The sequence below is a fragment of the Nonlabens antarcticus genome, assembly GCF_015356755.1.
GTDB classification, from domain to species: Bacteria; Bacteroidota; Bacteroidia; order Flavobacteriales; family Flavobacteriaceae; genus Nonlabens; species Nonlabens antarcticus.
Genome location: NZ_JADFCO010000054.1, coordinates 1 through 25631, shown reverse-complemented (window position 1 = coordinate 25631; position 25631 = coordinate 1). Strand labels below are relative to the sequence as shown.

Genomic DNA, 25631 nt, shown 5'->3' with positions numbered 1-25631 from the left:
TTATTGCTATCGCGTCCCTGTAGCTGAGTGTGGTGTCATTAATTTCAATAGCCCCTTCTACTACCATTATATAGACTCCGTTATCTTGTGACTTTAAATTATACTCTTGTTCTGTATGTTGATCCATAGAGATCATATGCAACCAGGCTTCTTGATGGATCCAGACACCTGCGTCCTCTGGTGTAGGGGAAAGGATCTGCTGGAACTTATTGTGACGGTCTTTAGGGTTCAGTTTTAGCTCGTCGTATCTGGGAGTTACGTTTTGCTTATTAGGAAAGAGCCAGATCTGGAATAATTTCAGCTCTTCTGTGCTACTGGCGTTGTATTCTGAATGGGTGACTCCGGTTCCAGCACTCATCACTTGGATTTCACCAGTTTTGATTTGAGCGGTATTGCCCATGCTATCTTTGTGTTCCAATGTTCCAGATAAGGGAATCGTGATGATTTCCATGTTTGCATGGGGGTGCGTTGGAAAACCAGCGCCCGCAGCAACGGTATCATCATTCAAAACTCGCAAGGCGCCGAAATTCATACGTGACGGGTTGTGCCAAGAAGCAAAACTGAAACTGTGATTAGCTTTAAGCCAGCCATGATCTGCTTGCCCCCTACTTTCGGCTTTGTGAATTGTTGTTTTCATTTTAATAAGTGTTTAAATATTTTTATTTGTATCTACAACTAATGGTTAACAGTTGTTTGAGTATCGTTCTCAAAATCATATATGAAGCTAAGTTACGGAATCTCTATTCTAATTCCCGTCGTCGTTTGATGCGGTGAGGATGATGGTAATAGGCTTTCGCGAAAGCGTACCCGTGGCCATACTCCACTTTATAGTATACCACTGCGATACAGCCGGCAATACTACAGAATGTCACAATCGCCAGCAGTGGCATAATACTATCTGTAAGCAACTGAGCCACCAGCGTACTCGCAATACTACCAAAAATCATGCTGACCGCGCCCACGAGCGCACTCGCACTACCTGCCTGTAAGTTGAATGGCTGGAGACTCATGGCAGTAACGTTTGGATTTTGAAAACCTATAAAAAACAGCATCATAAACAATCCTGGATAAATCACCCAAAACTGGGGTGCGACAAGGAGGCTGTAAATAGATATTCCACAAGTCAATACTGCCATCGCAATAGAAACGGTATAACTTACCTGAAATGTGGTGAACCGTCGAAGAAACAAACGGTTGAGCTGACTGCCCAAAATCAATCCAGCAGCATTACCACCGAAAATGTATCCGAAGGTATCTGCATCCATCCCAAAGAAATCTATAAATATAAATGGAGCACTGGCAACATAAGCAAGTAATGCTCCTATGGCAAAGCCTCTGGTGGTGGAAAATAAAAAGAAATCCCTGTTCTTATATATAGACCAGTATTCGCGCATCACTTTTGAAGGTCTCAAACTGGTCGCTTTATTAGGCTCTGCGCTTTCCGGTAAAATATAAACTACATTGAACAACATAATTGCTGCAAAACCTGCAAGACAGAAAAACAACACTGGCCAGTGAAACGAAGTGATGATAAAACCGCCTACCGTGGGTGCTATTACAGGTGCCACACCCATAACTAGCATAAGTGTACTTAATACGTCTGCCACTTTTTCCTTAGGAAAATAATCTCTTACCACCGCTTTACTAGCTACCATACCAGCACAGCCACCCAGGGCCATAAAGAACCTGAAAAATGCAAGTGACCAGAGATCCCATGCAAAACCACATAGAACGCTCATGAGAATGTAAAGTGCAAGACCTACAATTAAAGGCTTCCTACGACCATATTTATCCATTAACGGACCGTAAGCTAACTGGCCTAAACCTATTCCTATAAAATAAGTAGTTAAGGTGAGCCCTATGGCACTAGTGTCTGTATTGAAATCCTCCGCAATTTGCTTAAAAGCTGGGAGGTAGGTATCGATTGAAAATGGGCCTATAGCAATAAGTGTCCCCAATAATAAAATGATGACGTTTTTTTTGCGATCGCTTACCTCCCGTTGTACTTTTCTAGTTCCCACGCTGCAAAGGTACTTTTACTGCAGCGGCGCTGCGACCATATTCACAAACCTTTACGATATTGTAACGCCTTAGAAATCGTACTTTTGAATTCTACAAAAAATCAATAATATCATCATGAAAAATTTCTTTATTATAATAGCATTTGCTGCGATATTCACATCCTGCAAAAACGATAAACCAGAAGAAACCGTTGAAGAGAAAAGCCCAGAATTTTCAATGCAAGTTGCTCAAAATGCGGGATTAGATCAATGGAACGACGTGAAACAAATCGACTTTACATTTAATGCAGAGCGCAATGGTGAAACTATGACTTCTCGTTCCTGGCAATGGAACCCTAAATCAGATCAAGTCACACTAAACTCTAACAACGAAACGATCACCTACAACCGTGGTCAACAATTAGACAGTCTTTCCATGAGTGCAGACCGCGCTTTTGTAAATGATGTTTACTGGTTGTTGCCCCAGTTTAAACTAGCATGGGATACCGGTAAGGAAGTCACTTATCCAGAGACCACAGAAGGTAAAATGATTCAAGTGCAATATACTGGAGAGAATGGATACACTCCCGGTGATCGTTATGATATGTATGTAGACGATAATAAAAATGTAACTAAGTGGTCTTATTATCCCAAAGGAACCACCACTCCAGCGATGACTACTTCTTTTGAAGATTATCAAGATTACAACGGTATCAAAATTGCCACGAACCATCGCACTGAAGATGGTGCTTTGAATATCTATTTCACGAACATCAACGTTACAAAATAACAATTTCTATGACCTTTGAACCCACTAAAGAATTTGCTCAATCGTTAGATGCAGGAGATAAACTATCCCGCTTTCGCGAAAGTTTTCACATTCCCAAACATACTGATGGAACAGAAAGTGTTTATTTATGCGGTAACTCCCTGGGGTTGCAGCCTAAAAAAGCTGCTGCCTATGTACAAGAGGAACTTAATGACTGGGCAGAGCTGGGAGTTAAAGGCCATTTTGATAAAACCTTCCCATGGACACGCTATCAGGAATTCTTAACAGAACCTATGGCTGATGTGGTAGGCGCTAAGCCTCATGAGGTAGTGGTCATGAATACCCTAACGCCCAACTTGCATTTCATGATGGTGAGTTTTTACCAGCCGCAGGGCAAGCGTAAAAAGATCATTATGGAAGCAGATGCGTTTCCTAGTGACACTTATGCAGTAGATTCCCAAATAAAATTTCACGGTGGCGATCCCGCTGAAGATATTATTCTGTGGCAACCACGACCCGGGAGCAGTACACTCGAGATAGAAGACCTTGAAAGTATCTTGCGCAAACATGGCGACGAGGTTGCTCTAGTAATGATTGCCTCCATTAATTATTATACAGGCCAATTTTTCGACCTGAAAAAAATTACAGACTTAGGTCATTCCCATGGCGCTCTTGTAGGGTTTGATTGCGCGCATGGTGCAGGAAATGTAGATTTAGATCTGCATAATAGCGGTGCTGATTTTGCCGTATGGTGTACCTATAAGTATATGAACTCAGGTCCTGGAAGTATAGGTGGCTGTTTTGTTCATGAAAGACATGCTGATAATGATAACCTAGATCGCTTTGCGGGATGGTGGGGACATAATAAGGAAGAGCGATTTCTTATGGAGCCTAAATTTGATCCTATTCCGGGAGCTGAGGGCTGGCAACAAAGTAATGCTCCTATTTTGAGCATGGCTCCCATAAGAGCGAGTATGGATCTATTTATGGAAGCTGGTTTTAAAAACTTACTGAGCAAGTCGGTTTCATTGACTAATTATCTGGAATATCTTGTCAATAATATTCCTGGTGATCGCATTAGAATAATTACCCCTGATAAACCAAAAGATCGCGGGTGCCAACTTTCTCTTGCGGTAAAAAATGCTGATAAGAGTCTTTTTAAAGACATAAGCAGCCGCGGCGTTATTGCAGACTGGCGCGAGCCAGATGTAATACGTGTTGCTCCGGCACCATTATACAATTCATACATGGACTGCTGGAACTTTGTCCAGATCCTAAGTTCAGAACTGTAAATTGACATTCCTTACCTACCTATCAATTGCATGAAGATTTCAGATAAAAAAACAAACATCCTGATAACAGGAGCAGGGCTTACTGGTTCTTTATTGGGCTTGAGATTAGCCCAGCGAGGCTATAGTGTCAACGTGCTAGAAAAGAGACCCGATATGCGCGATAAAATTATCGATGCGGGTAGGTCCATAAACCTTGCACTTTCTGATCGTGGTTTGAATGCTTTAAAAATGGTAGGTCTGGGCGATAAGGTAAAAGAACTTTGCATCCCCATGAAAGCACGTATGATCCATCCTAAAAATGGCGATGTCATCACCTCTAATTATAGCGGTCGTGTAGAAGATCATATCAATTCTATTTCAAGGGAAGACCTTAATAAGCTGCTACTGGATAAAGCAGATGAATATGAAAAAGTGAAGATGGATTTCAACGACGAGGTTATCGCCGTTAATGTTCAAAAAGGAAGCATACAATATAAGGACTCAGAAAGTGGCACCGTAAAGGTATGGAATCCTGATATTTTACTCGGGACAGATGGTGCAGGGTCAAAAGTGCGCGCAGCAATGGCGCGACAGCGCAATTTTTATTTTTCTTACAGTACCGAATGGTTGCCTCACGGTTACAAAGAACTCAACATGCCAGCCGCTGCAGATGGGAAGTGGCGCATTGATGAACATGCACTGCACATCTGGCCTCGTGGTGGATTTATGCTCATAGGTCTGCCTAACAGGGATGGAAGTTTTACCATGACCTTGTTTATGCAGTATGCAGAAAACGAGCGCAGTTTTGAAAACATTCAAACCAAAGCAGAGATCCTGGAATTCTTTCAGAAAGAGTTTCCAGATATCGTCCATGAGATCCCTAATTTAGTAGAACAGTACCAGGCAAATCCTACGCCACCACTGGGAACCGTTAAGTGCTCCCCATGGACTGCAAGCGGCAAAGTCTTGATGATGGGTGATGCCAGCCATGCGATAGTACCTTTTTACGGTCAGGGAATGAACGCTGGGTTTGAAGATGTTTTGGTGTTTGATAAAATTTTAGATCAGGCTGATACGTGGCCAGAAGCTTTGAAGCGCTTTTCTGAAGAGCGCAAACCCGATACAGATGCTATTGCAGATCTCGCTTTGGATAATTTTGTCGAGATGCGCGATAGCGTTTCCCACCCGGATTTCCAGATCAAACGTGCTATAGAAATGAAGCTTGAGGCCGCTTACGCGAAAGCAGAATATTCCTCAAAATACTCACTAGTCACCTTTCCCCCAGAAGGAATGGGCTACCGGGAAGCCATGATGAAAGGCCGTGCTCAGGACAAAGCAATCTTGTGGCTCATCAACAATGGCGATATTAAATTAGAAGATAGTAACGAGAGTTTGCTTGCAGCGATTAATAAGAAAACGGAAGAGGTTATTTGGCATAGGAATTAATGAGTCCTCACCATAACATAACATCTGTCATTGTAGTCGGCGGCGGAGCCGCTGGTTTCTTTGCTGCTATTAACCTGGCAGAACTGCGTCCAGATCTTTCCATTGTTATTTTAGAACGCGGGAAAGACGTTTTGCAAAAGGTCCGCATATCTGGTGGCGGTCGCTGCAATGTTACGCATGCTGAATTTGACCCACGACCGTTAACCACCAATTACCCACGTGGCGAGAAAGAACTGCTCGGGCCATTCCATAAATTCATGACCGGTGATACCATTGCCTGGTTCTCCGACCATGGTGTAGAACTCAAAATAGAGGATGACGGTAGGATGTTTCCCGTCACCGATTCCTCGCAGACCATCATCGATTGCTTCCTCAGACTTACCAAAGAGTACAATATTGATGTTCAAACTTCGCAAAATGTAGTATCGTTAGAGCGAACAGATCAATGGAAAGTCGTTACCAAAACCGACGAATTTATCTGTGACAACCTCGTCGTTACCGCAGGCAGCAGTCCCAAAATTTGGGAACTAATGAAAACGCTCGACCATACCATTGTCAATGCCGTGCCATCACTATTTACTTTTAATCTTGTGGAAAAGGCGATTACGGAATTGGCTGGAATTGCTCTTGAAGCTCGGGTGGAGATCCCGCAATTAAAACTGGAGTCTCAAGGACCTTTATTGATTACTCATTGGGGTTTTTCTGGGCCCGCCATTTTAAAAATGAGCGCTTGGGGCGCCGTGGAACTAAACAGCTCTGGGTATAAATTTGATGTGGTAATCAATTGGCTTAATTATTTGACCCACGAAAACTGTTACGAAATGCTTCTCGCAAAACGCGACGATAGCAAGAAACAAATCTCCAATGATCGCTTTTATGAAGTCCCTAAAAGGCTTTGGAGTTACATAATACTCGCGGCGGGTCTTCAGGACAAGACTTGGCAAGACTGCTCTAATCAAATTTTAAAAGAACTAGCCATATTACTTACTGCAAGCGTATTCAAAATCGACGGTAAAAGCACCTTTAAAGAAGAGTTCGTTACCGCTGGCGGAATTGATTTGAAAGAAGTGGACTTCAGAACGTTTGCATCCCGCAAACAGGAAAACCTCTATTTTGCTGGGGAAATCCTAAACATCGATGCGATTACTGGCGGTTTTAATTTCCAAAATGCATGGACTGGTGGATGGACGGTGGCGCAGGCGATAGGTGGGGAGTAAAAATGTTAATTTATGTTCAGTTTTGACTGAAGAATTATCCTAAACACCTCATTTTCTGTTTGATTTCTTCCTGATTGTTTAAAGGTTTATAAAATAGATTACGTAATAAATTACAAATGCACCGAAAATTGATACGGGTAGCAATATCAATTTATATTTTTTTGCTCTGTAATAATGCAAAGTGGGAATTAAAAAAAAGGCGAATACGACAAATTGGAATAACGACATAAAAATGGTCAGCGATAAATCAGCTGTAGCTAAAGAACAAACAATCCATAACAAGGAGCTGCCTATTAAAAACTTTATAGTCCAATGAATATTTTTTTTCTTTATCAAGATTCGAAAGATTACGTGGATGGTTTATGATATGAGATAAGAAGTTGAAATTTAATATAACCTATGGAAAATAATACCCTATGAACAAAAATGAAAATAAGAAACATCATGATTTTATATTTCTTAACCTTATAAATGTGAAGTGGACCGATTAGAAACAAAGAAAAGATTACGAATGGTAATATGAGCATTATATAATCTATGTGACCTATACTTGCTTGACCAGATATGAAAAATCTCTAGGAAGATAGTGTAGATAAGGCATAATAAAGCTACGAAGATTAAGTGTTTTATTAATCGCAACCATCAAGTGATTTTATTTCTTTTTTACCCATTAATACATCTTCAACGCTATCAAAATCGGCGCGCCAAGCTACTTTGGGCTTAACCCTTGCAGTTGTACTAGCTGTATTTCCATTAGGATCATTAATATAGTCAGCCAAGTTTTGTTGAAAATTCTCCCATGTTTGATCCGCAAAAGAGAATGAATCACCAAATCCAAATCCAGATGCTAAGGCCCCCATAGCATAACTATCCATTCTGTCAACGCCTCTGACATAAAAATCGTAAGATCCATCAGCCTGCCTTTCATATCCAAATTCCCTAGTTCCAGATACTGGATGATTTCCATACCACGGATCTTCCAAAGTGCTAAAATACCATGATGTTGAATTGTATTCTGTACAAATTACAGAGCCGTCGTCTGGATTGAGATCCAACGCCAAAATAGCTCCACGAGGGTTCTCTGAATTCCATAACGCCGTTTCTCGATCACAAAGCGCTTGATCTAAAAGACAATAAGGATTGAAGTCTGCTTCATCTGATAATCCAGATAAATTTCTTCTCATGAAATCATATAGTCCTAGCGTGTCCAAAAACCCAGAAAAGTTTTCAAACGTAATCATAGTCGGCGGTGGAGCCGCTGGTTTCTTTGCTGCTATTAATCTAGCAGAACTGCGACCAGATCTTTCCATTACGATTCTAGAACGTGGAAAGGACGTGCTGCAAAAGGTCCGCATATCTGGTGGTGGTCGCTGCAATGTTACGCATGCTGAATTTGATCCACGACCGCTAACGACCAATTATCCTCGAGGAGAAAAAGAATTACTCGGTCCCTTCCATAAATTTATGACGGGTGATACCATTGCCTGGTTCTCCGACCATGGTGTAGAACTCAAGATCGAGGACGATGGCCGGATGTTTCCCGTCACCGATTCCTCTCAAACCATCATCGATTGCTTTCTCCGACTGACCAAAGAATACAATATTGATGTTCAAACCTCACAAAATGTTGTTTCATTAGAACGGACGGATCAGTGGAAAGTCATCACCAAAACCGACGAATTCATCTGTGACAATCTAATCGTTACCGCAGGCAGCAGTCCCAAGATTTGGGAACTAATGAAAACGCTCGATCATACTATTGTCAATGCCGTACCATCGCTATTTACTTTTAATATAGTTGATAAGGCAATTACGGAACTGGCTGGAATTGCTTTAGAAGCACGAGTAGAAATCCCGCAATTGAAATTGGAATCTCAAGGACCATTATTGATTACCCATTGGGGATTTTCAGGACCCGCGATTTTAAAAATGAGCGCTTGGGGTGCGGTGGAACTTAACTCATCGGACTATAAGTTTGATGTGTTAATTAATTGGCTAAATTACTTAACACACGAAGACTGCTATGAGATGCTTCTCACAAAACGCGACGATAGCAAGAAACAAATATCCAATGACCGCTTTTATGAAGTGCCAAAAAGGCTTTGGAGTTATATAGTTCAAGCGGCCGGTCTTCAAGACAAGACTTGGCAAGACTGCTCTAATCAAAACTTAAAAGAATTAGCCACATTACTTACTGCAAGCGTATTCAAAATCGACGGAAAAAGCACCTTTAAAGAAGAGTTCGTTACGGCTGGCGGGATTGATTTGAAAGAAGTGGACTTTAGAACGTTTGCATCCCGCAAACAAGAAAACCTCTATTTTGCTGGGGAGATTTTAAACATCGATGCGATTACGGGCGGTTTTAATTTCCAAAATGCATGGACTGGTGGATGGACGGTGGCGCAGGCGATTGGTGGGAAGTGATCTAAGAATATAATGAATGGCTGAAAAAAGATATTCTCAATCGAACCATTGGAATTGAATTATTATAGATGGCGTCCTTTGAAAAATTTAAATTGACAGTTCAGACTGAAACCTTGAAAAAATATATTTTCCCAGTCGCAACTTTACTAGTAATTCTGTATACAAGAATCTATTGGTGGGTGACCTTCTCAAACTTTGATGACTTTTTGGATGCCAAGGAAGCTTTCTACAATCATTTCGGTCTTAGTTCTGAGTACAGCATTTATTTCCCTTTGGCGCTAATAGCTTTACTGCTTGCCAGTTTTATTTATACCGGTCAAAAAATTAACGCTAAAATTCCGCAAATTATATTCGTGGTTTTGCATTCACTTCTTTTATTGTTGGCCATTTGGGAATTGATGTAATGTTCCTTTTTTGAGCTATCTTGAAAATCTACTCCCTTACCAAAAAATTATAACTGCCATCTGATTGTTGCTCAAAACCACATTACCGAGTTCTTGCAACTAAGCAACGTTTACTTCTTAATAAATACTACTATCAACAGAGTTTAATTTTGAATCTATGTTAATTGTAGTAGATATAAAGACACAAATAATATAATGTCAAAAAAATCAGAACCAATGTTGGCCAAATTATCATTACGTATTCTTTTTTGAAGGCATAAATAATTGTTGACCATAGGAAAAGAACAATACATATTAATAATAGAAGCAACATAAACCAACCTAAAGGAGAAGGAGAAACATAGCCTATTATCCAATGCCTAGGCAGCCATGTCAGTACGACGTAAATTAATGAGCTCAATGCCATAACCTTTACTTGCCAGATGATTTTCTTATTCACAGCCATCTAAGTCAGATATTGGTTTATTTCCATTGAGCACTTCTTGAACATCATTCCAATCGAGCATCCATGTTGTCGGAGTTGCTAGTGATGCACTATCTTCACTAAGGGCATTTAAATAATTTTGTAGATTTTCTTGAAAGTAAATTTAAGTGATATCTGCATATCGAAATGGACTGTTATTCCTAATTGTAGTAATTGTAATAAGAAAAACAGTAAATAAGGTGAACTGCAATTATAACCATTGACCACATTACTAGTGAATAATTTTTCTTTCTTAAATATCTAACTATCGCTAAAAAGAAAAATAAGATTACCGCTACTTGGAACAAACCTATAATCCACCCAAAAATAGATAATGTTGCATACCCGTATCTCCATTCCATTGGCGACAAAGTCATAAGAATAAATACTATAGAGCAGAAAAGAAATGCTTTTATGCTCCAATGCTTAATTTTAGTCGCAGCCATCAAGAGAAAATATTTTAATAATACATAGTTGGCTCAATTATCAAATAGTATATTATATAATAGATTACAAATAAAATAAATATGACAATAGATGTTGTTAGCGTTTTAAATCTCTTGAGCTTCAAAGAATAGTACACATTCAATGAGAATATTATCAAAATTAGAAATTGTAAACAAAATAAAATCCAGCCAGTAACTCCTAAACTTGCATATCCATATTTCCACTCCACGGGTAAGAGTGACAACAAAAACCAAATACCAATACTGATTATTAAATATTTGAATAGCTTTTTATTTTTTTCAGTCGCAGCCATCAAGATAAGATATCGGTTTGTTTCCATTGAGCACTTCTTGAACATCATCCCAGTCTGGCCGCCATGTAGTTGGAACTACAATTGATGCACTGCCTTCAACAAGGTCATTTAAATAATTTTGTAAATTTTCCTGAAAATTAATCCATGTTGCATCTGCATCTCGAAACGGGTCTCTTACACCAAAACCACTAGCGATTATTTCCAGACCTCTACTATCAATTCTATCAACGCCACGTACAAAAAAATCATAACTGCCATCAGCTTGTTGTTCAAAACCAAATTGTCGAGTGCCTGCTACGGGATGGTCTCCATATTTTGGGTCTTCTAATGTAGTAAAATACCAAGAATTACTATCGAATTTTGTGACCATTACTGAGCCGTCGTCAATAGCCAAGTCTAATGATAAAATTGCGCCTAAGGGAAAGAAGCTATTCCATAGTGCAGTTTCTTGATCACACATAGATTGACCACTAAAACAATAGGGATCAAAACTTGCCTCATCACTTAAATTGTTGAGTTGACTTCTTATTAATCTAAGCAGTGATTTTGGGCTATGAAGTAATGGCGACCCAGATGATAATGGTGGCATTTTTGTGATATTTACTGCAAAATAATCCATATTGACAATGGCTCCACCTGCATTCTCTAAAGAATTTATCGCCCAATCATTATCGTTTTGAAATAAACCATCGATTTTGTTAACCAACTCTGTTGAAACCTCATGTTGAGCCAACGGTTGCCATTTTGGTATCTCATCACAGGGTACATCTAACAGTAAGAATGAGTCTTCTTCAATTTTTTCTTTCAAAGCTCTTTCTCTTATTTCTCGATTTCTTTTTTCGAGCTTATCTAAAGTGTCGCTTTCAGCATCTCCCGTATTAGGCCCAGTACCTGGGCCAGTATCTCCATAACTACCGCCGCCACTGGTTGATGTACCAGATCCCGTGTCACCTGTTCCATTTCCCGAATTACCGCCTGGACCTCTATTTCCTCCATTAAATCCGCTGCCGCCGAATGTACATTCTACAAAATAAGTAGGTGGTCCAGCATTACCATACACGTAAAGTGTAACCGTACGGACTAACGTACATTCTAAAGCAACTGATTTAGCAAAACTTTCGGTATCGTTATTTATAACAACGGGAAATCCATTTTCAAAATAAGTGCGCCCTTTTAATATTCCATCGACGTTATATATCTCTCCATATCCATTAAAAGTTGACCAATCGGCTGCAATAAAAATCTTATTGCTATCTGGAATACCTTATAATATGTTTATCTGTAACAGTTCCCTCATGAGTAGTTATATAAAGATTGTCAAAATAAATATCAGCTGAAGCATTTCCAGTTGATTTACCATTGGTTCCTCTATTATTGAGTAGCAATGTATGACTTACATCATCTTGGGTGGTATTTATTCTAATTACAGTAGCATTCCTGTCAATTTCTCCAAATTGATTTAAAGATGAGGACTTTTCGTTTAAATTTTCTCGAATGTTTGTAATTTCCCCTACTATTTCTCTTGGAACATCCTTAAATTGAATTAATTGCAAAGAATTTTCTATGACTACATTTTCGTCCTGCACTTCTATAGTATCGTCAGTGTTACATGACATTATAATCAATAACACTAAAAAAGCAAATAATAATGAAATTCGTGACTGTAAATTTTGAAGATTGACTTGAGACATGTGAGAGAATCATTAAGAGTATTAATAAATATTTTGATTAATTCTTAAATATAAGCCATTATGAAATAACCACATCAGTTGTTAATAAAATCAATGTGAATATTTCAGATAAGATCATAAATAATTAATAGGTGGTCAAATAAGAGCATTTGTTAATCGTATGCAATCTTAATCACATTTTCACATTAGCCCAATCACATTTTCCTACCTTTATTTGCTTAAAACCATTCCATTGAACAAGAAGACCATGCTCATGATCCTTGACGGCTGGGGAATTACCCAAGATCCCAACGTCAGCGCGATCGCACAGGCAAAGACGCCTTATATCGACAGCTTATACGAGAAATACCCTAACGCCACCCTGCGCACAGACGGCGAGAACGTTGGTTTGCCAGACGGCCAGATGGGCAACAGCGAGGTAGGCCATATGAATCTGGGCGCGGGCAGGATCGTGTATCAGGATCTCGCAAAAATCAATAAAGCCGTGCGCGAGGATACTCTTAAAGATGAGCAGGTACTTGTGGATGCTTTCGCTTTCGCGAAAGCGAACTCCCGCAAAGTACATTTTGCAGGATTATTATCAGATGGTGGCGTTCACGCGCACATTGACCATTTGAAAGCATTGATCGACGCGGCACTCGACTATGGATTGGAAGATTTATTCGTCCACGCCTTTACAGATGGACGCGATGTAGATCCAAAATCTGGCGCCGGATTCCTGGAAGATCTCGAACAACACATAGCCCGAACGCCAGCACAAATCGCCAGCGTTATAGGAAGATATTATGCCATGGACCGGGACCAGCGCTGGGAGCGAGTCGCTAAAGCCTATCATTTACTAGCAGACGGAATGGGTGCGCCCAGCCACGATGTAGTCGCATCAGTTCGCGAAAGTTATGCTGCAGGATTGACCGATGAATTTATTGAACCCATCGTGGCAATGAATGGTCAAGAACCAGTTGCTCTAGTAGAAAATGGAGATGTATTGATTTTCTTTAATTACCGTACCGATCGTGGGCGCGAACTGACCGAAATGTTAAGCCAGTGTGATTTTCACGAGCAGAATTGCCATAAACTTAACCTATATTATGTCACGATGACTAAATATGACGATAGCTTCCAAAATATTCACGTAATCTATGAGAAGCCAAATCTCATCAATACTTTAGGTGAAGTTTTATCAAAAGCCGGCAAACGACAAATACGGATTGCCGAAACGGAGAAGTATCCGCATGTGACTTTCTTTTTCAATGGTGGAGAAGAAACGCCCTTTGAAGGTGAGGAGCGCATTATGTGTAACTCTCCCAAAGTGGCGACCTATGATCTCCAACCTCAAATGAGTATAGATTGTGTTACCAGCAGCATCATCCCAAGAATAAAAACCCAGGAAGCCGACTTTATCTGTCTCAATTTTGCAAATCCTGATATGGTGGGACATACAGGAAGTATGGCTGCAGCCGTTGCCGCCTGTGAGGCTGTGGATCATGCAGCAGCGCAGGTTATTGATGCTGCTGTTGAAAATGGATATACGGTCATTGTCATTGCTGACCATGGTAATTGCGAGGTCATGATGAATCCAGATGGAAGTGTAAACACGGCACATACTACAAATCCAGTCCCATTAATTTTAGTAGATAAGGATATAAAAGCAATAAAATCAGGAGTTTTGGCCGATATTGCACCTACTATTTTGAAACTGATAGGTGTAGAACAACCAGTAGAAATGAGTCAAAGTTCGCTAGTGTGAAGAAGACGAACGACCGCCTCATTTCGCTAACGTTCCATTAATGGCTGAAAGACCTATGACGTATGACTTCATTGTCACTAACTGACTTACTTTTGAGTTCTTATTTGAGAGTTTTTAAGGTGGGAATTACTTGAATAATTTACTGATTATCTAAAATTTAAAAACAAAACGATGAAAAAATTAATTCCAGCAGCATTAGCTGTCCTATTGCTGACCGCTTGTGGTCCTAAAAAGGAGATGAACGATTCTAAAATGAAAGAAGATAATGCTAAAACGGTTGCCACCGTCACAATGAAAGAAGAACCAGCACTGCCTATGGGAACTATTGAAAACGGAAACCTTATGGGAGTCCATGGCGAACAGGCTTTCAATCAAGAGCCATTCTCTAACTGGTTTCAGCCAGGTTATGAGGCCTATGAACCAGATGTTATGATTCTTGATGAGTTGACTACACAATTACAAGATGTGGAAATCAGAGCTTACATGGGAACCTGGTGTGGAGACTCAAAAAGAGAAACTCCTAAGTTCTATAAACTCCTTGATCAAGCAGAATACGATCAGAAAAACCTTACCATGATTACGGTAGACCGCAGCAAATCAAAACCAGAAGCACTGGTTTCTGGATATGAGATCACGCGGGTTCCTACTTTTATCTTCTATCGCGACGGTAAAGAGTTGGGTCGTTTTGTGGAACACCCTAGAGAATCTTTGGAACAAGACATTCTAAAAATCGTAAGCGGTCAGCCTTACAAACATTCTTATGATAACTAAGATCTAAAAAAAGGAGAGCGAACGCTCTCCTTTTTTTTCATAAAACAGTTAATTATGGCCGCTAGAGTAATCATTTCACTTGCACTGATTTGTCTTATTTTGACTTCATGCGATAACTTTGGAAATAAAACAGACGCTCAAATTGAAAAGTACCTAGAGCCGAGTAGTAGTATTCATAAAGAAAAACTTCTAGCCACATTGTTAAAAGATACGGTTAAAGTTAACGAGAATGCTAAGGCATTAGTATCACTACTTGATCCTAAATTTGACGATAAACAATCTCAAATAATCGTTTTCATAGAGATGGAGGATTCCGCTCTTTATAAATTAGAGAAAGATTTTAGTAAACTTTACAATCTACCAATAGCTGGCTTTTATAACTTTAATATTGATACAATTAATAAGGCTCCGAAGCATTATAGAAAACAGTATTCCACCTACATAGGTAAATCATTTCAACAGGTTGGTTACAACAAACTTAGATTTATGGTAGTGGAGTTTACTGGAAAAGACCCTACAAAAGATCTGAAATTTGATAAGAGTCAAATTTGGTCAGCTATTATGGAGTTAGATGTATTTGTAATACCAAAAATTGAAAATGGAAAAAATCAACTTGAAACAAAAGCTCAACTTATTCAGTGAAACCTGGACTCCTAAAATAATTAGTGAGCTGAATGGCCAGCAAGTCAAATTAGCCAAACTTCATGGTGAGTTCGTTTGGCACAACCATGAACATGAGGATGAGCTGTTCTACATTATAAAGGGAATGCTTAAAATTGAATTCCGCGATAAAGTGGTGGAACTGAAAGAAGGTGAGATGATTGTAATTCCCGCAGGCGTCGATCACAAACCGATTGCCTTAGAGGAAGTTCACGTGATGCTAATTGAACCCGCAGCGATTAAACATACGGGTAATGTGCAGCATGAGTTGACTAAGGATAAACTGGAGAGGATATAGGGTTTCTTTCCATTGACTCTAAAATTGAATTGATGTACAAAACCGCGTTAGGGACCTGCCTTCCAGAGGAACGACAGGCAGGTTGAAGTGAAAATCCTTTTGAAGCTTTTTCTGCTTCAAAAGATTGAAACGGAAAGCACGCCCTCGGCCTTAGCCGAGGGAACGCCCAAATCATTATTCTTATCATAATACCGTTATTCCCTATTTTTGCAACTTCTAAACAAACCCATGATAGTAACTAAGACGAAAGAAGAACTAGAAATCATGCGCCGCGCCGCGTTAATGGTGAGTAAAACCCTGGGAATGATCGCTGCGGAGATAAAGCCTGGCGTGACCTCGCAACGTCTGGATGATCTCGCGGAACAATATATAAGAGACAACGGCGCCATTCCCGGATTCAAGGGATTGTACGATTGCCCCAGTACGTTATTGATCAGTCCTAACGAAGAGGTGGTTCACGGCCTGCCCAAAGATGTTGCCATCAAGGAAGGTGATGTGCTTTCCATTGATTGTGGTGCCATCGTGGACGGGTTTTATGGAGATCACGCTTACACGTTTTCGGTAGGTGACATCCCGGTGGAAACAAAGGAATTACTCGATCGCACTAAGAATTCCTTATATATAGGGATCGAGCAATTCCGCAAGGGGAAACGTGTGGGCGATGTAGGTTATGCGATTCAGGAATATTGTGAAGGTTTTGGATATGGTGTCGTGCGTGAATTAGTGGGTCATGGATTGGGACGTGTGATGCACGAAGATCCACAAATGCCTAACTATGGAAAACGTGGTCGCGGTAAGAAATTTGTCGAGGGAATGACCGTTGCGATTGAACCCATGATCAATCTAGGAACTAAAAATATCAAACATTTCCCTGACGGCTGGACCATCAAAACCCGTGATGGAAAACCCAGCGCGCACTTTGAACATGACGTTGCGATGGTCGATGGCGAGCCTAGACTGTTGAGTACGTTTGATTATATCTATGAGGCTTTGGGAATTACTTCTACCGAGGAGGATGCTTACCGATGGAAAGAGTGATATTCATTGTGAAAAACGACAAACGATCGCTATGCTAAACGACGGTTGACGAACGACAGATTACAATTAAAATCCTAGATCTTTTATGCTAGATTATCTAGCAAAAACTACATTCTTAGCAATAATTGTTTTAAGAAAAATCTAGCTGCTGATTTATAAAATCAAAAAAGTAATTTGAAAAAACTCTTTAAATTCTTCCTTAATTTGATTCCGCGGCCATGGTTGATCAGCGCTAGTTACTGGGTGCGTCCTATTATGGCCTGGTGGTTTCGAGGCGATCGCTATGAGGATCCCATTGATGGGAAAAAATTCCGTAGTTTTTTACCCTATGGTTATGGTCAGGTTCGGGAAAATGTATTGTCGCCTTCTACCCTATCGCTGGAACGCCACCGATTGCTTTGGCTGTATCTGCAAAATGAAACAACCTTGTTTACTGAACCTACAAAACTGCTCCATTTTGCTCCAGAACAATGCTTTTATAAACGCTTCCGCGAAAGCGAACTCATCGACTACACCACAACAGACCTAAATTCACCGCTTGCTGATGTGAAAGCCGATATATGCGACTTGCCGTTTGCTGATAATGAATTTGATATGATCCTGTGCAATCATGTTCTGGAGCATATTCCAGATGATGAAACTGCAATGCGAGAAATGTATCGAGTTTTAAAACCTGGTGGATCCGCTATTTTCCAGGTTCCGTTAGAAAATGATCGGGATCTGACTTTTGAGGACGATTCCATAATAGATCGGGCAGAACGGGCAAGGATTTTTGGCCAGTACGATCACGTGCGCATTTATGGAATGGATTATTTTGATCGCTTGGGTTCTATAGGTTTTGAAGTGGATGCGGTAGATTATACCCATCAAATCCCTGCGGACAAGGTGGATTATTACCGTCTTGCGATGGGAGAACTTATTCCGTTTGTGAGGAAAGCGGCTTCTTCAAATAGGGATTAAAACCGGGTGTAGTTTCAAATTTGAGCTCGCCATCAGTTCCCATGTACATAATAAGCACCTCGATCTCTTTCAAATCGGGCATTAACTTTCTTGCTTTTTCTAACGGCATTGCCATAAATGCAGTCGCATAGCCATCTGCCAGTGTACAATTTGCAGCAATCACATTAACTCCCAGCACCTCACTGGGAACAGCCGCACCGGTTAGTGGATCAATAGTGTGAACATATTCTTGACCAGATTCATCGTCGATCTTAAATTTGCGGTAATTGCCACTTCCCGCCATAGCCTTGTCTTTTAAATTAACAACTGTCACTAGCGTGCGATCTTCCGGAGTTTGTGTGGGATCATCAATACCAACGGTCCATTCTTGCTCTTTTTCCAGATTAGTTCCTGCGGCAACCACTTCTCCACCAACTTCTACCAAATAGTTTTCAATGTCTTGACCTTCTAGCATCCTCGCGATATAATCGACTAGTGTTCCCTTAGCGATGGCATTAAATTCCAGATAGATTCCCGATTGCTGACTTTTGATAAAATAGGAATTTTCAACATTCCCTGGAACTATAACCATTTTTTGAAAACCTACAAATTGCATCAGGCTATCCACCGTTTTTTGAGAGGGGACTTTTTCTCGAGTCCCATCAGCGCCGAAACCATAGGCGTTTACAATATTTCCCACTGTAGGATCAAAATAACCATCGGTCTTTCCATAGATTTCTTTGGCATAATCAAAAACCTCCTTGAACTCTGACCCTACAGCAATACTATCCTTTCCTTGATTAATCAAGTTAATTTGAGAATTGGGAACCCATGTGGACATGCTTTGGTTAAAAAGAGCGATCAGACTATCCACTTTTGGTCTAAGATTCTCAGAGCTGTCTGAGAAATATTTGATAGAATATATGGTTCCTATCGCTTCTCCATACAATTCTTGAGTGGTTACGTTTAGATCCTGAACATCTTTTTTGCAAGAAACGAGCACTGTAAAACAGAGTAAAGCAATTACATATTTCATAAGTCTATAAAATTATTAAAAATGCGAGGAATCTTTATGGGCTCTAATTTGGTGTGCCGCGGTGTGATGTAAAACACTATTCTTTTATCTCGATCAATCCAGCATAATTTACGATGTAGTCATCCTCATGATGCACGGGCATTTCATAATTGCGGGAGTTTGCCAGGCCGACACCAGCAAAATAAGTTCGCGCTTTATATTTGATTGCATGATCACGCATGGTCTCCATCAGCTGCTCATCGTATTCCACAGGGTTTGCCGGGTACGTCACCGCTCTAACGACGACAAAATGTAGTTTTTTATTTTTGAGCGCGACAAATTGTGGGTCCTTTTTAGGTTTAGAGTTAATAGCTAAAAACTCAAACCCGTCTTCCTCAAGTTCTTTGCCTACGGTATTCATGGCAAGTTGGTGTAATTCCTGTTCAGATAATGGCGTCATGCTACAAAGATAAAGCCTGTTATAGCAATGGCAATAGCAATAGATAAATGGAAATTTTATTGTTTATATGAAATTATTTAGCTTTCGCGAAAGCGTGCTCCTCCACGAACCATTTTCATATCTTTAAATTTCTAATTATACTACATGCGCAAAGCAAATCTGGCACTTATCTTCTTAGCATTCCTAACGCTGTATTCCTGTGATACAAACAATGAGCCTGTCGCAGAGGCTAAAGCAGCAAAACCGTTGACAGAATATGTGAATCCTTTTGTAGGTACGGGAGGTCATGGTCATACTTATCCTGGAGCCACGATGCCATTCGGTATGATGCAATTAAGTCCTGACACACGTCTAGATGGTTGGGATGGAGCCAGTGGATATCATTATAGTGACAACTCTATCTATGGATTTTCACACACGCATTTGAGTGGTACGGGTGTGAGCGATTACGGTGATATTTTACTCATGCCTACCAGAAAACCCATATTAAATAATGGTGCTAATGGTAAGGAAGGTTATCGTTCTACATTCTCCCATGAGAATGAGACGGCAAGTCCCGGATATTACAGCGTTCATTTAGACAATCCAAATGTTGACGTAGAACTAACAGTTTCAAAACGCAGTGGAATGCATCGTTATCATTATCCAGATAGCTTAAAGCAATTTGTGATATTAGACTTAGATCACCGCGATCAATTGTTAGAACACGAAATCAAATTAGAAAATTCTACGGAAATTTCAGGAAGGCGTTTTTCTAAAGCCTGGGCAGCAAAACAGATGCTGTTTTACTATATCAAGACGTCGCACCCTATAAAGAACTGGGATAAAAAGATGGATTCTACGATCTCAAAAAAAGCATTAGAATTCATAAATCCTAAAAACGAGCCTGTTGTTATTAAAATAGGGATATCTGCAGTGGATGTTGCTGGAGCAAAGCAGAATCTAGAGGTTGAAATAGGTGATAAATCTTTTGATGAAGTTCGAAAAGAAGCCAACGATGTTTGGGAAAAAGAGCTTTCTAAAATTGTAATTGAAGATGATGATGAGGAAAAAGTAAGCGTTTTCTACACCGCTCTTTATCATACTATGTTAGCGCCTAACCTCTATCAAGATACTGATGGGCGTTACCGCGGCATGGATTTAGAAATACACAAAACAACCGATTTTGAATATTATACCGTGTTCTCTTTATGGGATACCTATCGAGCGGCACACCCATTATACACAATTATAGATCAAAAGCGAACTAACGATTTCATCAACACCTTTACAGCAAAATATGATGAAGGTGGCATCATGCCTATTTGGGATTTAAGCGGGAACTACACCGGTTGTATGATAGGATATCACGCTGTTCCAGTAATAGCAGATGCTTATTTGAAAGGCATTGATGGATATGATACTTCTAAAGCTTTTGAAGCTATGAAGCACAGTGCCATGCAAGATAAATTAGGATTAGAATCTTATAAGAAATACGGTTTCATTCCAGTGGAAGAAGAAAGCGAATCGGTTTCTAAAACGCTTGAATATGCTTATGACGACTGGACCATTGCCCAAATGGCAGAGGCCATGGGGAATCAAGAGGACTACGAAACCTTCATTAAAAGAGCTCAGAATTACAAAAATGTCTATAATCCAGAAACTGGTTTTTTCCAGGGAAGGTTTAGAAACACTTGGTTTTCGCCGTTCGATCCATTTGAGGTCAACTTCAACTATACAGAAGCTAACGCGTGGCAGTATTCCATGTATGCTCCACAAGACATCAGCGGGCATATCAAACTTATGGGTGGAAAGGAAGCTTATGAAGGACATTTAGATCATCTTTTTGAAGCAAGTGCAGAAACATCAGGGCGAGATCAAGCAGACATCACAGGCCTTATAGGACAATATGCTCATGGAAATGAGCCCAGTCATCACATGGCGTATCTGTATAATTATATAGGCAAGCCTCATAAAACACAACAGCGTGTCCACGAGATATTAACTACCTTATATTCAAATACACCAGACGGCATATCAGGAAATGAGGACTGCGGCCAGATGAGCGCTTGGTATGTTTTGAGTTCGCTAGGGTTTTACCCAGTAACTCCAGCCAGCAATGAATACGCATTAGGTGCGCCGTTGTTTAAAAAGGCGACGATTCATTTTGAAAACGGAAAATCTTTGACCATTGAAAAAGAAGGTACCGGAATTTATGTAGGTGGAATGTCTATAGATCGAGTAAGAGATAATTACGGTAATAAAAGGGCAAACAATAAATCCTTTGTTTCACACAAAGAGATGATGGCTGGTGGTCACTGGAGGTTTGAGATGGAAGAAGAACCTTCTAAATGGGGAAGCGCGGTACGCAACAGAGCTGTGACTTCTATTGATAAAAACCTAATTATTACCGCTCCGTTTATTTCTAAAGGGGATATTTCATTCGCAGGAACCACTGAGATATCATTGAATACCACTACTCCTAAGTCACAAATTTTTTATGCTTTGACTGGACAGGACTTCAAACTTTATGAGGAACCTTTTACGGTAAGTGATTCTGATGTTTTAAGAACCTATGCTGTAAAGAAAGGAGTCAAGAGTGCCACCGTTGAAACACAGTTCTACAAGTATGATGCGAGTCGTAAAATCAAGCTCAATTACACGTATGCTAATGAGTACAGCGCAGGTGGTAATGAAGCATTAATAGATGGAATCACAGGAAGTAAGGACTTTAGATCTGGTGCATGGCAAGGTGTACAGGATCAAGATCTCAACGCTGTGGTAGATTTAGGTTCCGTTAAAACCATTAATCAAATCAGCGTGAACTTTTTGAAAGATCAGCGCAGTTGGATTTTCTATCCTAAAAAAGTAAGTGTCCAACTTCTAGATGAGAATAAAAAAATTCTGATTCAAAGCGAATTAGAACTTCCGGAAACTGGCAAACAAGAAATTAGCGAAATATTTGAAAGCAAATTTACTTTTGATTATGAACAAGCGAGGTATGTAAAAGTAATCGCTACGAATTATGGTCTTTTACCAGAATGGCATTTAGGCTACCCATATTCAGGAACAGCCTGGATATTTGCAGATGAAATCAACATACAATAATCCGGAGTGAACAGACGTCAATTCATATCCACCACTGCTAAAGGAAGCATAGCACTCACTATGGGCATGCATTTATTAGCTTGTAAATCTTCAATTATGAAATCAATGAAATACGATCCCATTGCTATTTGCACATGGGGTTTTGTAAGTGCAAACGCTGCTGCTGGTAAAGCCTTAGCATCGGGAATGACTGCGTTAGACGCCGCCATTGTAGGTGTTGCTGTGGAAGAAGAAGATATTAGGAATACGACCGTTGGAAAAGGTGGCGCTCCAGATCGCGAGGGAAATGTGACCTTAGATGCCAGCGTTATGGATCAATATGGAAATTGCGGTGCCGTGGTCTGTGTAGAAAACTATACAAATGTTGCTGCCTTAGCTAAAAAAGTCATGACTGAGACTCCGCATGTGATGCTTGCCGGCGAGGGTGCACAAGAGTTTGCAGAAAAACAAGGGTTTAAGAAGGAAGAACTATTTACCGAGAACTCAAAAAAAGAGTACCGAGAATGGCTCAAAACAGCCGAATATAAGCCTATTATCAATATTGAAAACCACGATACAATTGGCATGATTTGTCGTGATGGGAATGGAGATATCTCAGGTGCGTGCACGACTTCTGGACTTTCTTACAAAATGAAAGGCCGTGTGGGTGACAGCCCCATTATAGGAGCTGGATTATTCATTGATAATGAGGTAGGAGGTGCTGCAGCTACTGGAATGGGTGAGGAAATTATGAAGTCCGTGGGTAGTTTCTTGATTGTAGAACTCATGCGCAACGGCATGTCCCCTCAAGATGCCTGTGAAGAAGCTGTCATGAGAACGATAAGAAAAAATCCGGGATTCAAAGATTTTCAGGTAGCTTATGTAGCTATGAATAAAAAAGGTGAGACCGGTAGCTACTGCATCCATAAAGGGTTTGCCATGATGGAATATCGAGATGGCGTGAACAGCCGCATCGACACTGCTTCCTATTTGAAGGATTGAAGACTGGATGGGATTGACTAGATTTAGAGTATCTTTTATACCACATATGTTTGTGTGTTTATCGCTTTCGCGAAAGCGAGTTGGACTTGAACGAGAAGCAAAAGCTTTAAAATATTGACATCACAATTTAAATGACAACAACCAGAACCAATCACACCATACCTTTTATAATTGTAACAGTTTTATTCTTCTTATGGGGATTTATAACCGTATTAGTAGACAGCCTCGTCCCTCGTTTACGCGAAGTATTTGAGCTGAGTTACTTCCAGGCAGGACTGGTGCAATTTGCTTTTTTTCTAGCCTACTTCATCTTCTCTATTCCCGCAGGATATTTATTAAATAGAGTAGGATATAAAAAAGGAATCATTTTAGGATTAGCAACCATGTCATTAGGCTGTTTGTTGTTTTATCCAGCCTCTGCAGGGCGGTTATTTCCTGTATTTCTACTGGGTTACTTCACACTTGCAGCGGGAATCACAATACTACAGGTTGCAGCAAATCCTTATGTAGCTGTCTTAGGATCTGAAGATGGCGCTGGCAGTCGCTTGAATCTAGCACAAGCTTTCAACTCTTTGGGAACTGCTATTGCCCCTATTGCCGGCGCTACTTTCCTACTGAGCGATAAAATATTGACTACTAAAGAAATAACGCTGTTAAGTGGTATCGATCGTGAAAATTACTATGTTTCTGAAGCTGGGGCTGTTCAAGGTCCGTTTTTGTCATTTGCCGGAATCATTGCCTTATTAGCGATTGCTTTTGTTTTTATCAAACTTCCAGAACTACAAAAAACAGCCAAAGGTGGCTATAGCAGGCTTCTCAAAAAAGCTTCTGTCTGGATGGGTGCAGCAGGAATATTTGTCTATGTGGGTGCAGAGGTGGCGATAGGAACATTTCTAGTCAATTATTTCCTAGACTTAAACCTAGCGGCCTACATCATGAATAATGAAAGCATGGCGCCCATCGCCTCTTTTTTTCTAAATAAGGATCTAAACGACATTGATGCTAAAGCTATAGTAGGAGCTTTTGTATTCTTTTACTGGACCGGAGCCATGATCGGTAGATTTATAGGCTCGTTTCTGATGCGATTTATTGCTCCGTTTAAGGTATTAATTACGTTTACCGCGCTCGCTATCCTCATGATCACCTTAAGTATTTCCAGTGATGGGTTAACGGCCATGTGGGCTGTTCTAGCTGTTGGACTGTTCAACTCTATTATGTTCCCCACGATTTTCACATTGACCTTGAATGGTCTGGGCGAGCTAAAACCGCAAGCTTCAGGGTTGCTTTGTATGGCGATAGTTGGTGGTGCTATCGTACCCATAAGCTTCGGAGCGCTAGCAGACAGTTTTGGGTTTGCACTAGCCTTTCTACTTCCTATCTTATGTTACGCTTATATCATGTTCTTTGCTTTTTATAAAGGAAGAAAAATTGAAGTAGCACAACTTCATGATGTGAGTTGATAAGCTGAAACGCTTACCTAACTAAAAAGATCTTTCGATTTATAATCTTGAGGTATTTCTACTTCCATTTCCATTGTTGCTGCTAAGAACTGCTCTGTTAAAATAATAACGCAGTCCGATTCAAGAAATGGAGGATGTGATTTCGATAACGTTATGAATATTGTCGTCAGTAGATATAAAAGCGTCATATTGAAAAGCAACGAAAGTCACTAGCTTACATCCACTGCTACTATATTAAAATGAAGAGGTACTCGCTATGACATAGTGATCTATGGGAACATTAACAAGTAATATTAAGTTTGCTATAATGGGCATACAATTACTAGTACCATTCACAAAACAACCGATGTAATCAGCTTTATGGTTTTGATAAGCTACGCAACATTGAACAAAGAGATGGACTCCATCAACTTTAAGTGTGATATATGACACCCTCAGCTGTTTGATTTTGAACTACTTTTCTACTACAGGAAGGAAAGAATAAAGGAGAAAAGAAGCCGAAAATTAAAAAGATATTACCTCAAAACTATACGGCAAAAGGTCGATACTTTTAAAACAGTAAACCAAAAAAATCCCGATCTAACGATCGGGATTTTTTACTTTATAACATGTCCCGTCCTGAAATAGCGATACACAAAAACCTTAGTGTAATGGAAACATCTATAAACAGGGGTTACGTGAAGCGTACCCAAAAAGACTACTCGCTTTCTTTCAAGCTTCAAGTGGTCGA

General features: G+C 40.1%; 22 protein-coding genes. 15 read left to right on the top strand and 7 right to left on the bottom strand.

Features of this window, described 5'->3' with window-relative positions:
* Both IQ282_RS00340 and IQ282_RS00335 read right to left on the bottom strand, forming a co-directional pair.
* A partial coding sequence (locus IQ282_RS00340) for a pirin family protein (RefSeq protein ID WP_194849955.1) occupies positions 1-637 on the bottom strand: 637 nt, incomplete at its 3' end.
* Between the two features lie 103 nt (positions 638-740).
* Positions 741-2021 (bottom strand): multidrug effflux MFS transporter, encoded by a 1281-nt coding sequence (locus IQ282_RS00335; protein ID WP_194849954.1) that lies wholly within the window; start codon positions 2019-2021, stop codon positions 741-743.
* Positions 2022-2136: 115 nt separating this feature from the next.
* Here IQ282_RS00335 and IQ282_RS00330 point away from each other — a divergent pair, with 115 nt between their 5' ends.
* Genes IQ282_RS00330 through IQ282_RS00315 form a run of 4 tightly spaced genes read left to right on the top strand, consistent with a single transcriptional unit; the run spans position 2137 to position 6703 of the window.
* Entirely contained in the window at positions 2137-2790 is a 654-nt protein-coding gene (locus IQ282_RS00330; RefSeq protein ID WP_194849953.1) for a hypothetical protein, read from the top strand.
* An 8-nt stretch (positions 2791-2798) separates the two neighbouring features.
* Positions 2799-4061, top strand: coding sequence for a kynureninase (kynU, locus tag IQ282_RS00325; protein ID WP_194849952.1), 1263 nt, complete (start codon positions 2799-2801; stop codon positions 4059-4061).
* A 30-nt stretch (positions 4062-4091) separates the two neighbouring features.
* Entirely contained in the window at positions 4092-5486 is a 1395-nt protein-coding gene (locus IQ282_RS00320) for an FAD-dependent oxidoreductase (protein ID WP_194849951.1), read from the top strand.
* Complete coding sequence (locus IQ282_RS00315; protein ID WP_194849950.1) at positions 5486-6703, top strand: BaiN/RdsA family NAD(P)/FAD-dependent oxidoreductase; 1218 nt, start codon at positions 5486-5488, stop codon at positions 6701-6703. The genes IQ282_RS00320 and IQ282_RS00315 overlap by 1 nt, the downstream gene beginning before the upstream one ends.
* A gap of 629 nt (positions 6704-7332) precedes the next feature.
* Here IQ282_RS00315 and IQ282_RS00310 read toward each other — a convergent pair.
* Complete coding sequence (locus IQ282_RS00310; RefSeq protein ID WP_194849949.1) at positions 7333-7887, bottom strand: hypothetical protein; 555 nt, start codon at positions 7885-7887, stop codon at positions 7333-7335.
* On the opposite strand from IQ282_RS00310, the gene IQ282_RS00305 reads away from it, so the two are divergent.
* Together IQ282_RS00305 and IQ282_RS00300 are read left to right on the top strand one after the other, a co-directional pair.
* On the top strand, positions 7886-9127 hold the full coding sequence (locus IQ282_RS00305) for a BaiN/RdsA family NAD(P)/FAD-dependent oxidoreductase (RefSeq protein WP_194849948.1): 1242 nt from the start codon (positions 7886-7888) through the stop codon (positions 9125-9127). The two genes, IQ282_RS00310 and IQ282_RS00305, sit on opposite strands and share 2 nt — an antisense overlap.
* Positions 9128-9195: 68 nt before the next feature.
* The gene (locus IQ282_RS00300; protein ID WP_194849947.1) at positions 9196-9531 is read left to right on the top strand and encodes a hypothetical protein; all 336 of its coding nucleotides are present in this window, start codon (positions 9196-9198) and stop codon (positions 9529-9531) included.
* A gap of 1209 nt (positions 9532-10740) precedes the next feature.
* Here IQ282_RS00300 and IQ282_RS00295 read toward each other — a convergent pair.
* Both IQ282_RS00295 and IQ282_RS00290 read right to left on the bottom strand, forming a co-directional pair.
* Positions 10741-11814, bottom strand: a complete 1074-nt coding sequence (locus IQ282_RS00295; RefSeq protein ID WP_194849946.1) for a hypothetical protein — start codon at positions 11812-11814, stop codon at positions 10741-10743.
* Between the two features lie 190 nt (positions 11815-12004).
* The gene (locus IQ282_RS00290; RefSeq protein WP_194849945.1) at positions 12005-12445 is read right to left on the bottom strand and encodes a hypothetical protein; all 441 of its coding nucleotides are present in this window, start codon (positions 12443-12445) and stop codon (positions 12005-12007) included.
* Between the two features lie 232 nt (positions 12446-12677).
* On the opposite strand from IQ282_RS00290, the gene gpmI reads away from it, so the two are divergent.
* The 6 genes from gpmI (at position 12678) to IQ282_RS00260 (ending at position 17919) form a co-directional block, all read left to right on the top strand.
* Complete coding sequence (gpmI, locus tag IQ282_RS00285; protein ID WP_194849944.1) at positions 12678-14192, top strand: 2,3-bisphosphoglycerate-independent phosphoglycerate mutase; 1515 nt, start codon at positions 12678-12680, stop codon at positions 14190-14192.
* 171 nt (positions 14193-14363) lie between these two features.
* Complete coding sequence (locus IQ282_RS00280; protein ID WP_194849943.1) at positions 14364-14963, top strand: thioredoxin family protein; 600 nt, start codon at positions 14364-14366, stop codon at positions 14961-14963.
* Between the two features lie 54 nt (positions 14964-15017).
* Positions 15018-15605, top strand: a complete 588-nt coding sequence (locus IQ282_RS00275; RefSeq protein WP_194849942.1) for a hypothetical protein — start codon at positions 15018-15020, stop codon at positions 15603-15605.
* Positions 15562-15921, top strand: coding sequence for a cupin domain-containing protein (locus IQ282_RS00270; RefSeq protein WP_194849941.1), 360 nt, complete (start codon positions 15562-15564; stop codon positions 15919-15921). Before IQ282_RS00275 ends, IQ282_RS00270 begins: the two co-directional genes overlap by 44 nt.
* Positions 15922-16149: 228 nt before the next feature.
* Positions 16150-16959 (top strand): type I methionyl aminopeptidase, encoded by an 810-nt coding sequence (gene map, locus IQ282_RS00265; protein ID WP_194849940.1) that lies wholly within the window; start codon positions 16150-16152, stop codon positions 16957-16959.
* Between the two features lie 174 nt (positions 16960-17133).
* Positions 17134-17919, top strand: coding sequence for a class I SAM-dependent methyltransferase (locus tag IQ282_RS00260; protein WP_194849939.1), 786 nt, complete (start codon positions 17134-17136; stop codon positions 17917-17919).
* Here IQ282_RS00260 and IQ282_RS00255 read toward each other — a convergent pair.
* Together IQ282_RS00255 and IQ282_RS00250 are read right to left on the bottom strand one after the other, a co-directional pair.
* The gene (locus IQ282_RS00255; RefSeq protein ID WP_194849938.1) at positions 17876-18934 is read right to left on the bottom strand and encodes an FAD:protein FMN transferase; all 1059 of its coding nucleotides are present in this window, start codon (positions 18932-18934) and stop codon (positions 17876-17878) included. The two genes, IQ282_RS00260 and IQ282_RS00255, sit on opposite strands and share 44 nt — an antisense overlap.
* A 76-nt stretch (positions 18935-19010) precedes the next feature.
* Positions 19011-19373, bottom strand: coding sequence for a Na(+)-translocating NADH-quinone reductase subunit F (locus tag IQ282_RS00250; RefSeq protein WP_194849937.1), 363 nt, complete (start codon positions 19371-19373; stop codon positions 19011-19013).
* 144 nt (positions 19374-19517) lie between these two features.
* Between IQ282_RS00250 and IQ282_RS00245 the strand changes: the two genes are divergently transcribed.
* From IQ282_RS00245 to IQ282_RS00235, 3 genes are all read left to right on the top strand, one after another.
* The gene (locus IQ282_RS00245) at positions 19518-22460 is read left to right on the top strand and encodes a GH92 family glycosyl hydrolase (protein ID WP_194849936.1); all 2943 of its coding nucleotides are present in this window, start codon (positions 19518-19520) and stop codon (positions 22458-22460) included.
* A 6-nt stretch (positions 22461-22466) separates the two neighbouring features.
* Entirely contained in the window at positions 22467-23441 is a 975-nt protein-coding gene (locus IQ282_RS00240) for an isoaspartyl peptidase/L-asparaginase family protein (protein WP_394355190.1), read from the top strand.
* A gap of 131 nt (positions 23442-23572) precedes the next feature.
* Positions 23573-24901 carry a sugar MFS transporter gene (locus IQ282_RS00235; RefSeq protein ID WP_194849935.1) on the top strand — a complete coding sequence of 443 codons (1329 nt, stop codon included), beginning with the start codon at positions 23573-23575 and terminating at the stop codon, positions 24899-24901.
* The last annotated feature ends 730 nt before the right edge of the window (positions 24902-25631 follow it).